This is a genomic window from Rivularia sp. PCC 7116 (assembly GCF_000316665.1).
Taxonomy (GTDB): domain Bacteria; phylum Cyanobacteriota; class Cyanobacteriia; order Cyanobacteriales; family Nostocaceae; genus Rivularia.
In genome coordinates, this window is sequence record NC_019678.1 from 2,450,069 (window position 1) to 2,464,412 (window position 14,344).

General features: G+C 36.1%; 11 protein-coding genes. 4 read left to right on the top strand and 7 right to left on the bottom strand.

Going from position 1 to position 14,344, the window contains the following annotated elements; all coding sequences use genetic code 11:
• Positions 1-103 precede the first annotated feature (103 nt).
• Both RIV7116_RS09575 and RIV7116_RS09580 read right to left on the bottom strand, forming a co-directional pair.
• Entirely contained in the window at positions 104-340 is a 237-nt protein-coding gene (locus tag RIV7116_RS09575; RefSeq protein WP_015118095.1) for a DNA-directed RNA polymerase subunit omega, read from the bottom strand.
• A gap of 144 nt (positions 341-484) precedes the next feature.
• Positions 485-1,636 (bottom strand): hypothetical protein, encoded by a 1,152-nt coding sequence (locus tag RIV7116_RS09580; protein WP_015118096.1) that lies wholly within the window; start codon positions 1,634-1,636, stop codon positions 485-487.
• A gap of 370 nt (positions 1,637-2,006) precedes the next feature.
• Here RIV7116_RS09580 and RIV7116_RS09585 point away from each other — a divergent pair, with 370 nt between their 5' ends.
• Together RIV7116_RS09585 and RIV7116_RS09590 are read left to right on the top strand one after the other, a co-directional pair.
• Entirely contained in the window at positions 2,007-3,263 is a 1,257-nt protein-coding gene (locus RIV7116_RS09585) for an AAA family ATPase (RefSeq protein ID WP_015118097.1), read from the top strand.
• Complete coding sequence (locus tag RIV7116_RS09590; protein WP_015118098.1) at positions 3,260-3,901, top strand: retron system putative HNH endonuclease; 642 nt, start codon at positions 3,260-3,262, stop codon at positions 3,899-3,901. Before RIV7116_RS09585 ends, RIV7116_RS09590 begins: the two co-directional genes overlap by 4 nt.
• Before the next feature lie 85 nt (positions 3,902-3,986).
• Here RIV7116_RS09590 and RIV7116_RS09595 read toward each other — a convergent pair whose 3' ends face one another.
• The 4 genes from RIV7116_RS09595 to RIV7116_RS09610 form a co-directional block, all read right to left on the bottom strand.
• The gene (locus RIV7116_RS09595; protein WP_015118099.1) at positions 3,987-5,231 is read right to left on the bottom strand and encodes an ATP-binding protein; all 1,245 of its coding nucleotides are present in this window, start codon (positions 5,229-5,231) and stop codon (positions 3,987-3,989) included.
• Positions 5,232-5,308: 77 nt separating this feature from the next.
• Positions 5,309-5,686, bottom strand: coding sequence for a response regulator (locus RIV7116_RS09600; protein ID WP_015118100.1), 378 nt, complete (start codon positions 5,684-5,686; stop codon positions 5,309-5,311).
• Positions 5,687-5,698: 12 nt separating this feature from the next.
• Entirely contained in the window at positions 5,699-7,471 is a 1,773-nt protein-coding gene (locus tag RIV7116_RS09605; RefSeq protein ID WP_015118101.1) for a sensor histidine kinase, read from the bottom strand.
• Positions 7,472-7,768: 297 nt separating this feature from the next.
• Entirely contained in the window at positions 7,769-8,686 is a 918-nt protein-coding gene (locus RIV7116_RS09610; protein WP_015118102.1) for a histone deacetylase, read from the bottom strand.
• A gap of 312 nt (positions 8,687-8,998) precedes the next feature.
• Here RIV7116_RS09610 and RIV7116_RS09615 point away from each other — a divergent pair, with 312 nt between their 5' ends.
• Positions 8,999-10,069, top strand: coding sequence for a mechanosensitive ion channel family protein (locus tag RIV7116_RS09615; RefSeq protein WP_015118103.1), 1,071 nt, complete (start codon positions 8,999-9,001; stop codon positions 10,067-10,069).
• A gap of 89 nt (positions 10,070-10,158) precedes the next feature.
• Here the strand turns inward: RIV7116_RS09615 and RIV7116_RS09620 are convergent, their stop codons facing one another.
• Positions 10,159-10,917 (bottom strand): glycosyltransferase, encoded by a 759-nt coding sequence (locus RIV7116_RS09620; RefSeq protein WP_015118104.1) that lies wholly within the window; start codon positions 10,915-10,917, stop codon positions 10,159-10,161.
• Between the two features lie 163 nt (positions 10,918-11,080).
• Here RIV7116_RS09620 and RIV7116_RS33750 point away from each other — a divergent pair, with 163 nt between their 5' ends.
• The gene (locus RIV7116_RS33750) at positions 11,081-14,317 is read left to right on the top strand and encodes a DUF4114 domain-containing protein (RefSeq protein WP_015118105.1); all 3,237 of its coding nucleotides are present in this window, start codon (positions 11,081-11,083) and stop codon (positions 14,315-14,317) included.
• Positions 14,318-14,344 lie beyond the last annotated feature (27 nt).

The following is a 14,344-nucleotide window of genomic DNA, read 5'->3' on the forward strand; positions in this document are numbered from 1 at the left end:
CTTTAACTTTTCTTCAATGCAATTACTTTGCAACAATAGTGTTGGGTTGCTCTGCGTTTAGCCCAACCTACTATCTACTGATAACTGTTCACTGCTAACTGTATTACATTTCGCCGATGATTTCTGGCTGGGTTAATTCGTCGGACATTTCAATAATCGAGCGTAATACAGGCTTCATCAATACATCTTCGGTATTGTCGAAATCTTCGTAACGCCTGCGTTTAGCGCGGTTTGCCACTTGAACTGTAATCCGATAGCGGTTGGAAGCCGCACTGATTAAATCTTCGGCACGGTGCATGATTTGAGATTGAGTTGTCTCGAATTTAGAACGCCTTAGCATAATTACTGGTTCAAAGGGACAACTATTAGTTTAACAAGGGATTGGGAGAGATGGGGAGATGAGGAGGGAGAGGGGAGAGAGGGGGAAGAATAAAATTATTAACAATTAACAACGCCCAATGCCCTATGCCCCATGCCCAATTCCTTACTTTCTTTTAAAAATTATCATTTCGGTTCCAACTACTGGGCTGCGGGCTATGAGTTTACCTTGCAAATCAGTAATTTCTAGGTGGGTAAAATCTAGTTCTTGGGAACGCTGTAATATTTCTGCGGCTAGTTTGTCTTGTTGCTTTTTTTCTAAGCTGTACCAATTATTGCGAATTTTAATCGTGAGATTACTGTTTAAAAAGTTGGCTTGAATTGATTCTATGATTTCTGAAAAAGTGCGATCGCTGGAGCTAGAACCTTTAAAATTAAGGCTGATTTCACCAACTTGATTTTGAATTGCTGCTATCAAGGTTTCTTCTGGTGTTAACGGTGTGATTTCTAATTCTTCCTGTGGTGGAATTTCAATTTCTGGTTCAGATGTAGTTTCTTCTTGAGGAGCTTTTTGTTCTATTAAAGGTGGGATTTCAACTTCTGGCTCAGATGCTGTTTCTTTTTGAATTGGCTCGGAAGTTTTTTGTGTCTCCTTCTCAGATGCAGTTTCTTCTTGGGGAGCTTTTTGTTCTATTAAAGGTGGGATTTCAACTTCTGGCTTAGATGCTGTTTCTTCTTTAGTTGGCTCAGAAGTTGTTTGCGTCTTGATAACAGATGGAATCTCTTCTTCTAGCTCGGATACAGTTTCTTCTTGAATTGGCTCAGAAGTTTTTTGTGTCTGTGTGGCAGAAACAGTTTCTTCTTCTGGTGGTAGGGAAACAGTTTCTTTCTCTGGCACTATAGATTTTGGTTCAGTAGTAGATACTACCTGTGGAATGTCTGTGTTTGTGGCAACGGCAGCTACTTGTGACGGTTTGCGTTCAAAAGCGTTTGAAGTTACCAAAAATATGATTACCGCTAATCCACCGATAATTCCCGTCAAAGCTGTATCTGACAATTTTGCTGATAGTTGTACTGGTACAATAAGCCGAATTTTTCCTAATATACCAATCCAAAGCTGCTGAAGCCTTTGTAAAAAACCTGATTTCTCTTCGCTACCGGGTGTGGGTTCGGTTTCTAAATTGTCTGCGGTAGTTTCTAATAATCCACTAGTACCTCGTAAAACTTTCACTAACAATGTTTTCCAGAATGGAAGTTTTTCTGGAGAGGAGGATGGCTGAGTAGAAGATGGTTGTATATCTTGATTTTCTTGCGGCATGGAATTATAAAATACAGACTAACTAAATTAAATAGAGTATAAATTCGGATATGAGCTTTAAGCAGCAGCTTTAATTTATCACTGTTATTAATTTGGTCAAGTTTTTGATAGCTAATTTGTAACTTAAATACATCATTTATTTCGATTTCATAAATTATATTTTTTGTTTTATAGGCTACAAGACTTAATCTTGATTTAGTCAATTGATTATTTCTTTTTAAACAAATTGATTTAACTAATTTATTTAATTAAATATCGGTTTTATAGAACACTAATGTCGCAACTAGAGAAAGATAATCAAGCTATCTTTACTAATAAGTACGTCTTCTATTGAACAGATAATTCTAAGTATTTTAACTTAACTCAAAGTATGAAAATTAAGCGTATTGAAATGCAGTCTTTTCGAGGAATTGGCGATATGGCGCTGGAATTCCAGGAAGATGAACCGAATGTAATTATTGGTATTAACGGTGTAGGTAAATCCAGTATTCTCGAATGTATTGCAATTCTATTATCTCGTTATACAAAACCAGTTCAGTTTCCTACAACTTCGGGAAGATTATTTCAGGAAGAAGATATTTCTACCGGAAGTGAAGAAACTCGTAACGAGATTACAGTTGAAACTGATGAAGGTGAAGTAACTTGGTGTCTTTCTAAGCAAAGAAAAAAGCGTAGTAAGACTGTCGGTAGCGATTTAAGCGAGTTACGCAAATTAATTGACGAAACTCACGAACAATTAAAAAATGATTCTGAATTTAATTTACCAGTTATTGTTCATTATGGCGTAAATCGCGCCGTACTTGAAATTCCTTTGAGAGGTCGTAAAAAGAATTCTAACGAACGTGCAAGCGCTTACGAGCAATCCTTAGACAGCGTACAAATAAACTTTAATAGCTTCTTCCAATGGTTTAGAAAGCTAGAAGATTTAGAAAACGAACAAAGACTAGATGATTCTAATTTTGTTAACCATCAATTAGAAGCAGTCAGACAAGCAATTTATTCTTTGATTACAGGTTTATCTAACTTAAGAATCCGTCGTTCTCCATTAAGAATGACCGTGAAAAAACAGGATAGAGAACTGAATGTTAATCAGCTATCCGACGGAGAAAAATGCTTGCTGGCAATGGTGGGAGACTTAGCTCGGAGATTAGCAATTGCAAATCCCGGACTTGAAGATCCATTACTAGGTGATGGTATTGTTTTAATCGACGAAATTGAGTTGCATTTACATCCTAGATGGCAAAGAGATATTATCCCAGCGTTGAAAAAAACGTTTCCTAACTGTCAGTTTATTGTTACCACTCATTCACCACAAGTAATTAGTCACGTTCGTGCTGAGGGAGTCTTCATTTTAGAAAGAGATGAAGAACAAGGACTGATTATTATGAGTCCTGAAGGTTCCTACGGAAGAGACAGCAATAGCATCTTAGAAGACTTAATGGAAGTTCCTGAAAGACCTCAAAAAATCAAAGATAGTTTACAAGAATTATTCAGATTTATTGACGACGGGAATTTAGAAGGTGCGAAAGAATTACGCGAAGAATTAGCATCAGAAATTGGCGACGACGAACCGGAATTTGTTCGAGCGGATGTACTGATTCGACGTAAGGAAATTCTCAACAAATGAAATATATTGAAAAAGGACCGCAGCCAAAAAGTTTAGCAGCTTACAACAAAAAAGTAAGCGCAAATACAAAGTGGAAGTCCTTCAATCGTAGCGTTAAAAATGACACTTACGATTCCATACTTCACGAACAAGGTTACATTTGTTGTTACTGCGGGATTAAAATTAGTCGCAGAAAATGCCATATCGAACATTACCGACCAAAAAGCAAATATACTCATCTGACATTTGATTACAGCAACTTAATTTCATCCTGTCAGGGAGAAGACGAACAAAGACCAACTAAACCAGTACATTGCGGACATAAAAAAGGTGGTTGGTTCGACGAAGAGTTGATGATTTCGCCTTTAGATCCTAATTGCAGCAGCTACTTCAGATATACGGGAGCAGGAGAGATTTTACCAACAGAAGATCCCGAACATCAGGAAGCTGCCGAAACTACCATCAAAATGCTAGCGCTAGATATTAATAAGTTGAAGAAAATGCGTCGGAAAGCAGTTGAAGGAGTTATACAAGCAACACAAGGTTTGTCAGAAAAGGAAGTTAAGCAGCTAGCTGAAGCTTATTTAGAGAGAGACGGAAGCGAGAGTTATGCTCCCTTTTGGGCGACTATTGATTATGTGATGCGGCAGTTTTATTGATAGATATAGATGGTGTAGAGACGTAGCAGTGCTACGTCTCATTAATTTGGATTATTTCAAAAGGGAGTATCCTAATTTTTTAATTTTATCCTGGTAATTGAATTACAAACGTTGCTCCTTCTCCTGGTAAAGACTCACACCAAAGCTTTCCATTATGTTTTTCTACTATAATTTGATAGCTAATCGATAATCCTAACCCAGTTCCTTTTCCTACAGGTTTGGTTGTAAACAAGTTGTCAAATATTTGGTTTTGCTTTTCAATCGGTATTCCGACTCCGTTATCTTGAATTTTAATTAATATCGACTGCATATCTTCACTAAGACTAGTATTAATTGTAATCTGATTGGGGAGATTCTGAATATCGGCAAAGGAGCATCCTTGATTACTTTCATCCAGAGCATCAATAGCATTAGACAAAAGGTTAATTAATACTTGGTCAATTTGTCCGGGATAACATTCTACTAATGGTAAATTACCGTAATTTTTAATAATTTTAATCTGAGGACGTTTTGAATTAGCTTTAAGCCTGTGCTTAAGAATTAATAAAGTATTATCTATTGCTTGATGGATATCTAAACTAGTTTTTGCGTGATTATCTGCTCGCGCAAAAGTTCTTAACGAATCGCTAATATCACGAATGCGCTCTGTTCCATTCTGCATAGAAACAAATAATTTTGGTAAGTCATCCATCAAGTATTCTAGATCAATCTCCTCTATTTTGTCTGTAATTTTTGTTCCTGGATGGGGAATTTCTTGCTTATACAAAGTTAAGAGTTCAAAAATATCTCTGAGATATTCTGCTGCGTGTTTAGTGTTAGCAGAAATATAGCTCAGAGGATTATTAATTTCATGGGCAACTTCTGCAACTAACTGTCCTAATGCGGACATTTTTTCGCTCTGAATTAGTTGTTGTTCTACTTGTTGTAATTGTTTGTGTTTTTCGTTAATTTGTTGGCTAAAGAATAAAGTTTTTTTGATGGCTTGCTCTAATTTGGAAAGATTCATCGGCTTAGTCAAAAAATCAAAAGCACCTGTGTCCATTGCTTTTTGAATATTGTCCATGCCACCACCAGAAACAACGATAGTTTTAAAGTTTGGCTGTATATCCTTGAGTTTGGCAAGTAATTCTAAACCATCCATACCTGGCATATTAATATCGGTAATTACTAAATCGAGGTCGGGATGAGATGATACTTGTTCCAGGGCTTCTATACCATTTAAAGCAAATAATACTTGATATTCTCCTTTCTTGATTTGTTTGCGGAATTTTTGAAAAATCAATTCTTTTAAATCTTTTTCATCATCAACAAATAACAGTTTGTAGGTCATATATTTTCATCAATTAATAAAAAAACTTGCTAATAATGTCTTTGATTATCATCAATGTATACTTAAATTTTATAAAATTATCTCTCCAAGCTGAAAATTCTTGTTTTTAAATCTTTAAAATCAATCGGCTTACTGATATAGTCATCTGCTCCATAGGAAATTGCAGTTTGGTGATTTTTTTCATCTCCATAAGCAGTAATCATAAAGACTTTCAGATGAGCATATTTATCTTTAATAATTTTGAGCAATTCCAATCCATTCATCCCTGGCATATTAATATCTGAAAGAATTAGTACTAATGATGCCATATCCTCACTTTGAAGAGTTTGTAGAGCTTCTTCTCCAGAAAGAGCAAAATATAATTTAACTTCTCCGGCTTTAATTTCTTTCCTAAATTTTTGTTTGAATAACAATTGCACATCTGGTTCGTCATCTACAACTAAAGCAATAATCATGGTTATATCTCCTTAATTTGCTGATTTGTTTTTGGGTAAGCTAATTATAAATTCAGTGTAAATATCTACTTCCGATTCAACTTCCAAGCTACCTTGATGCTGCTGCACAATGATGTCGTAAGTTAAAGATAATCCCAAACCCGTACCTTCTCCTGTTGGCTTGGTGGTGAAAAAATGCTCAAAAATGCGATCGCGTACTTCCCGAGTCATCCCGGAGCCATTATCCCGAATGCGAATTTCTACTTGCTGTTCAAGATTTTTAGTTCTAACTTTAAGCATCGGTGTAAATTCATTTCCCTGTTGTTTCAATTTTTGCTGTATCGCATAACAAGCATTGCTGATAATGTTGAGAAATGCTCTGCTGATGTCTTGGGTGACAACTTCAATTTCACCAACGGTTTCGTCGTAGTCATTATCAATCGTCAGATTAAATGAAGAATCTTTTGCTCGCATCCCATGATAAGCAAGGTTAACTGTTTCCTCGACTAGCTGATTCAAATTACTACTTTCCCATTTATGTCCACCACTTCTTGCATGAAGCAACATATTACTAACTATTTTCTCAGCCCGCTGACCGTGGTGTTCAATTTTACTAACATTTGTTTCTAAAATACTAAGAGTATCTGTAAGCGATTCAACTGTATCTTTGTCGAGATTTCTGACTTTTTCGGCAATTTCTTCTAATAATTCTTGAATTAATTCCACAGAAAGTTGAGCAAAATTATTTACAAAATTAAGAGGATTGCGGATTTCGTGAGCGATTCCGGCTGTTAAGGAACCCAATGAGGCTAGTTTTTCCTGAGCTACCATTTGCTTTTGAGTTGTTATCAATTTCTCATTAGCTTTTTGCAATTGCTCAGATTTTTGTTCTTTTTCAATCAGTAGCTGTTTAACTCTTGCAATCAATTGGTTGAGAGAAGTTGCTAATTTCCCAGTTTCATCTGAAGTGGTAACGGGAGCTTGTAAATCAAAATTAGCTTCCTGTGTAGTTTTTTGAGCAACATTTGTTACTGCTTGTAGTGGTTTAGAAATAGCTCTGCTAGTTAAGATAGCTAACAAAATACCAATTAAAACTGATAAAACAGCACTTATAAAAAAGATTTTCAAGCGTAATCGTTGAGCAACAGCAAATTCAGCCTCTGCTTTTTCATATTCTTCGTACATCTCCTCAGATAAACTGAGTAAATCTCTGGCAAAATATTCTAAGTTTCGAGAAGATTCAGTGTTACTGAATTTAGTAAGTTTAGTTTTAGTAGTTTCGAGTTGCGTTGCTTGAATATTATCAAGGTTTAAATTGTTAATTAGTTCTTCAACTTGCTTTAAATATAAATCTGAGAATTGAGAATAGGTTTTAAAAAGCTGCCGAGCAGAGTCATTCTCTCTAAGAATACTTTCTTCTTTTTCCTCTTCTATCCGATCAAATTCAGATTTGAATTTAACCCAGAGTTGCTTAAACTCACTTTGATGTTGTTGTATAGCAACACTTTGTTTCTTTACAAGTTGTGGTTTATCTAAAACAATCGGTAATTCTAACCAATCAAGACGTATTAAAAGGACTTTAGTTTGTAAATCATTAACTAATCTGTACGCATTCAACGACTTTTCTTCTCGCTCAAGAGCTTCATTATGATAGCTATCTCCAATCACAAATCCAGTAGTTGTGCCTAAAATAGCAACAAAAATAGCTAGTCCATATCCTAAGCCTATTTTGTGTCCTACTTTCAAATAACCAACCCACTGATTCAAATTTTTTGAAGGTGCAGTCGTGCTTTCACTATTTTTCATTAATTTCACCTTATCATTAGTTATACAGTGCTTTTCGGTTGAGTCGAATACATTTGAAACCTCACCCTGTCCTCCGACATCCCTCTCCTTACTAAGGAGAGGGAACGAGGGTGAGGTTAATTTGTATTACACCCAAGTGAAAACCGCTGTAAGTAGGTAATCCCAGATTATTAAAGATATGAAAAACAGAGTTAGCAATAAATTCAGCTAAATATTCTGCCTAATTATTTACAGGATTCCCAAAATAAAGCTGAAAATTTCAGATTCCTATTATTTCTCTCTACCTCTTCTCTCTCCTCAAAGTCCAAACAGCCGAAACACCTCACTAGCAGCCCGGTGTAATAAAGAATGCCGCCACACCAAAGATTTCATATCATCCGCATAACCGCCACCAATAACGCAAGCAACGGGATATCCAGCCCCTACGCAAGTACTCAAAACCTGCATTTCTCGTCTGTAAATTCCCGTATCTGTTAAAGCTAATTTGCCCAATTTATCGCCGATATGGGGGTCAACACCGGCATCGAATAATACTAAATCTGGTTTTACGTCTACGAGTAAATCCGGTAAATATTTTGCTAAAGTTTGCAAATATGCATCGTCTTCCATGCCTTCGGGAAGAGGTACGTCTAAATCGCTTTTCTGTTTTCTACCGGGAAAGTTAACTTCGCAATGCATCGAAAAGGTAAAAACGCTGTCGTCGTCTTGAAAAATAAAAGCGGTACCGTCACCTTGATGTACGTCTAAATCGACGATGAGGATTTTTTGTGCGAGATTGAGTTTTTGGATGACACGAGTTGCGATCGCGAAATCATTGAAAATACAAAAACCGGAGCCGTAACTAGGGAAGGCATGATGGGTTCCCCCTGCGGTATTACAAGCCAAACCTTTACTTAAAGCCAGTTTCGCGGCTAATATTGTACCACCAACCGCAGTGCAGGTACGATTAACTAATTGCGGACTCCAGGGTAAACCAATGCGTCGTTGTGCTTTTGTATCGAGGGTTCCGTTTAAATAACCATTCACAAATTCTTTGGTATGAACTAATTCAATAGCTTCTTGATTAGGTCGTTTTGGAATGTGAAATTGCTGTAAATCTGCGACACCATCGGATAAAAGCAATTCATAAAGTAAGCGAAATTTCGGCATCGGGAAACGATGAGCATCCGGTAGTGGGGTAACGTAATCTGGATGGTAGATGATTGGTAACGACATTCGGGATTTTGGATTTTGGATTTTGGATTAAAAATTTTAGAGACGGGGCGCAATACTAAGTCTGTAGTAAGTAATTAAAGAATAGGAATTAACATTTTTATAGTTATCTCTGCTCCGAAAATATATCCTTATTAATGAGAGTATCTAACTCACTATTTTATACATCTTTTTATCTTCAGATTCCTATTACCCATGTCCAATTCCTCATGCTCAAATTAAGAGTAAATAAATTAAATATTATGGTTGAGTTTATCGTGATAATCTATTCCAAACTAAATAAATCAGTTGTAAAATCTAGAATGCAAGATTATCATGACGATAGAATCAATTCAACCGCTTATCGCGCCAGTTCTATTTGTCCTAGTTGGTTTAATCGCTGGAATAATAGCTGAAAAGGTTGTCTTCAGTCGATTAAAGAACGTTGCCGATAAAAAGCGTATACCGGGAAGCGATATTATCTTCAGTTCCTTGCGACGTATCCCTTTTACCTGGTTTGTACTTGCTGGTTTTTTCGGAGCAATTCTAAGTTATTCGCTTAAACAAGATGTTACTACTGCCTTACAAAAGATTGTCATTGCAATTTTTCTATTCACCGTAACATTAGTTTTAGCTCGTCTGGCTGCTGGTTTTGTCAGTTTATTTATGCAGCGAACTGAAGGGGTTTCTACATCGCTGATTTCTAATCTTGTTAAAACTCTTGTTTTTGTTCTGGGCTCGTTAATTATATTTCAGACTATCGGAATTGAAATTACACCGATTATTACAACATTGGGAATCGGTGGTTTAGCCGTTGGTTTAGCATTACAAGATACTTTAGCAAACTTATTTTCTGGTTTTTACTTAATCCTCTCTAAACAAGTGAAAACCGGAGACTATATAAAATTAGATTCGGGAGAAGAAGGTTATATTACTGATATTACCTGGCGAAATATAACTATCGAAGAACTTTCTAAAAATACGATTATTGTTCCCAATTCAAAGTTAGCTTCGGCGAATTTTACTAATTACCATTTACCAGTTAAGGAATTAACTTTAACGATGGATGTGGGTGTTAGTTACGATAGCGATTTGGAACAGGTTGAAAGGGTAACTGTAGAAGTTGCTAAACAAGTGATGCAAGAAATCGCACCAGATTTGGTTGAAAACGAGCCTTATATAAGATTCCACACTTTTAATGATTTTAGTATCGATTTTACGCTTTACATGCGGATAAGCGAATTTTTCGACCACAGAATTGGAAAGCATTTGTTCGTTAAGAAGCTGCATAAACGCTACAACCAAGAAGGAATTTTAATTCCATTTCCAATTCGAGATGTTTATATCAAAGAAAACGTCAATGCAAATGTCAATGAAAATACTAAAACAAATGGAGCGATGACTTAAAGAGAGTTGGGAGTTAGGAGTTAGGAGTTAAGAGTTAGTAAAGACAAATTATCTTCCCCCTCTTCCCCCTCTTCCCCCTCTTCCCACTCTCACTGCTTCTCTTCCAAATAATATTTACCAATAATCTCAACCTTAATATCATATTTATCACTTAATCCCCGCCGCTGTAATGCTGTTGCGATGGCATTTTGACAGCTGTAAATTAACTCAACACGTTTATTATTAGATATATTTCCCGAGTGCTTGCGGTGATAATATAAAGGCTGTTTTAAATGATTTACTTGGGTAATCTCTGACAGTCGCAAACACAAATCATAATCTTGGGCAAGACCTGAATTTTCATTAATTCCACCAGCTTTTTCAAACACTTCTCGACGCATCAATCGGAAGTGAAAAGTCATAAAATCAACTAATAATTTATCTTTAGAATATGGTATTTGGCAGCGGGTTCCTTTCCCTAATACTTTGCTGTCTTTATCTATTAACAAATAATCGGTATAAACCAATCCTACTTGGGGATTATTATCTAAGATTTTAGCGGTTTCTGCTAATGCTGTTGGTGCGATTATATCATCGCTATCTATCCATCCTAAATACTTTCCGCTACAAACTGAAAATGCTCCTTTTAATGATAAGGTTTGTCCTTGATGTCTTGCTGCAATAACTTTTACTCGTTTATCTTTTTGAGCATATTGACTGGCAATTTCTACAGATTTATCTGTCGAACCATCATCCCAAATTATTAATTCAAAATTATTAAATGTTTGTCTGAGCACGCTTTCAATAGCTATTTTAAGATAATCTTCTCGATTGTAAACGGGGATAACAATAGAAATTAGAGGCTGCATAAATAGTATCGGTATTATTGCGAATAACTAGTTGTACTCGTTTTTCCCATAAGTGTAAATACGTATTTATTGTACTATTGTTCATATTATTTTGACATCAAAATTAGCTTAGGTTAAAACCGATGGGAAACCATTTTATTTATAAGAAATAAGGTTGATTTTTATGACAGATAATTTAAACGGTATAAAAGAGATAAATAATGTTGCTAGTTCACCAGAAGTAGAAGTGACTCTGGGCGTTGATATGATGAGTGTCGCTGAAAACAGCGGAAAAGAAATAAAATATACTTTTACTCGGAAAAATAATACTGAACTCAGAGAAGTTCGAGCAGATGCTAGTAACTCAACGAGTGTTGATACAAGCAAAGATTTAATAGTTAACTTTAGCATTGCAGGAAAAGCACAGCTTGATAAGGACTATAAATTAGATGGTGCGGAAATGGATGGTAGTAAATATACGGTTACTATTCCTGCTGACGCTACAACTGCTGAAGTTACTATTACACCGATTGCAGATAGTGAAATAGAGTCGGATGAAGCTGTTAAGTTAACTTTGGAAACCGGTAAAGATTATAGTATTGATCGTAATTTGCAGCAATTTGAGGTTTCAGAAGCAGTATTTTTAAAAAATTCTTTAGTGGATGATAAAGCTGTGATGGCTGTTATCACTAATGACGATCCAATGTTGGATGCACCTTGGGCAAAACAGTTTGGCAGTAACGGTTATGGTTATGAATATTTAGCTGTCGATGATGAAGGGAATACTTACGTTACGGGAGACTTTACCGGCGCAGTTACCATTGGTAATCAAACTATTACATCCAAAGGTGGGAAGGATATTTTTGTTGCCAAATTTGACAAAGATGGAAATGTTCAATGGGCACAAGAGTATGGCGGTACTAACTTTGACAATGCGGACAATATTACTGTAGATGATAGCGGTAATACTTTTGTTGTTGGAACATTTAGTAAGCAAACAACTTTGGGCGATAAAACTCTTGCGGTGACAGGGGATGGTTATGGTAGTGATGCTTTTGTTACTAAGATTGATAGCACTGGTAAAGTAGACTGGGCAAAAAGATTAAATGGTACAGAGCGTACTGTCGTTTATGGTATTGAAGCAGATGCTCAAGGTAATAGCTACATTACTGGAGATTTTGGTGGGCAAATAACTCTAGATAATATTAATCTTGGTGGTGAATCTGGAGATATATTTGTTGCTAAATTTGATACTGACGGTGGTGTGTCATGGGCTAAAGAGTTTGGGAATAATGATTTCTCTAGCCAAGCTGAAGATATAGTCGTGGATAAAGAAGGTAATGCCTATTTGTTCATGACTGAAGGTAATGAAGGTAATGATAATATTGTCGTTTCCAAGTTAAATAAAACCGATGGTAGCGAAGGGTGGAAACAAACTTTCGGTGATAGCAATAATTGGGTTGTAGCTGAAGGTATTGCTATAGATGATAAAGACAATATTTTTATTGCTGGAGAGTTTGAAGAGACAGTAACTTTTGGTGCAACTCCTGATGCTCCTACTCTTGAAGGTGGTGAAAATGGTGATGTATTTGTCGCTAAGTTAGACAGCAGTGACAAAGGTAAAGTATTGTGGGCGACAGACTTCGACAGTCAAAATAAAGATGAGGATTATGTGCAAATAGGAGGTATTGCTGTAGATAAGATGAGCAATACTTACGTCACTGGATATTATGACAACGGAAGCATGAGTGTTGGTGATTTCATGCTTTACGATGAAGGTGGTGAAGGTGGTGAAGGTGAAAATGCTTTTATCGCTAAATTGGATGATAAGGGTAAAGTGAAATGGGCACAGAATATCGGTGGTAAAAATTATGAAGAAATTACCGATATCGCTGTTAAGGATAACAAAATCTATTTAGCTGGTGAGTTTTACGAAGAAGCTACTTTTGGAGAGAAAAGTCTTAAAGCCAGTAATTTTGATGATACATTTCTTGTCAAATTAGCAAAAGAAAAACCAGAAATTTCTTTAAAAGCTGATTCTACAACAATTACTGAAGGTGACAGTAAACAAATCACCTATACTTTCACTCGTAAAGGTGATTTTACTCAAGAATTAACTGTTAAGTTTTCTGTTACTGGTACCGCTACTTTTAATCAAGATTTCACTTTAACAGGTGAAGAAAAATTTGATGGTAAAAGTGGTGAAGTTAAATTTGAAGCAGGAAAAGAAACTGCTACGGTTACTTTAAATATTACCGATGATTCCGATGCTGAGGAAGATGAAACTTTAGCTTTGGAATTAGCAATGGGAAGCGGTTATATGATTTCCGCAACTGAAGCAAAAACTAGTATTACTATTGCTAAAGATGAAAAGGATATTGTAATTGTTAGTGGTAGTGATGACGATGATACAGAATTTACATTAGCATCGAATAGCAAACAAACCTTTAAATTTAAAAGTAAATTCAAAAGCGGTAAATCTTCTATCAAGTTTTCTTTCAAGAGTAAAAGCGTTGCCGAATTCAAAGAAATTGCTATCGTTACCGTTGATGATGACGAGGGAACTATCGACGGGCTTTCAACCGGCGACGAAGGATATATTGAAGCAGCTTTAAATCGTTCTAAAAGCATCTTTTCTCTATTAGGAAATATACCTCAAGGTTTCGGGGATATAGATATTGAAAAGGTTCTAGAATTTAGCAGCGAAACTAGTTTCCGTTTCTTATCGGTGAAAGGTGGTACTCTTCAAGGAGTTAAGCAAGGTAAAGTCAATAAATCCCAAGTAACTGTATCTTCTACTGATTTCTTACAAGTCTCTGAGTCAGAAAAAAATAGTTTTGATTTGGATTTTGAAGGTGTAAAAATCAAAATGAAATTCGATGCTAAAGCAAAGAAAGCTATCGGTAGCGGATTGCAAGAAAAAATCGAAGTGCTCGATCTAAGAAGTGATGAATTGAGCGGTAAACAAAAAGTAAAATGTACCGTTAACCGCGAAGCAGCATATAACAACTTTGTCGGTTTTTACCAGGTAATCGATGAAGATGGTGGTATCGATACAAACGGTGATGGTACGGTTGATGTGTTAGTCGGAGATGCTGGTTATGCACAAGCAGCAGTGCAAAACCGTATCGCTAGTATTGATTTAAGCGTTGAAAATCAGTCTACAGCAGAATTTACAGGAGAATTCACTGCCGGTGCAATCATTGTACCTTTCCTCATGGTTAACGGTAATCCGGAAGCATTTGAAGAGATTTTCTTCCCATTCATTGAAGCTAATTCTGATGGTGTGGATCATGTAATGATGCTTGGTGAAAATACCTTTGGATTTGAGGATTTAACTGGAGGTGGAGATGGAGACTATAACGACTTTATTGTTAAGGTTGATTTTACTAGTGTTGATTTGACTAGTGTAAGTACATAGATAATTCATCGGGCGTGTTACGGCTAA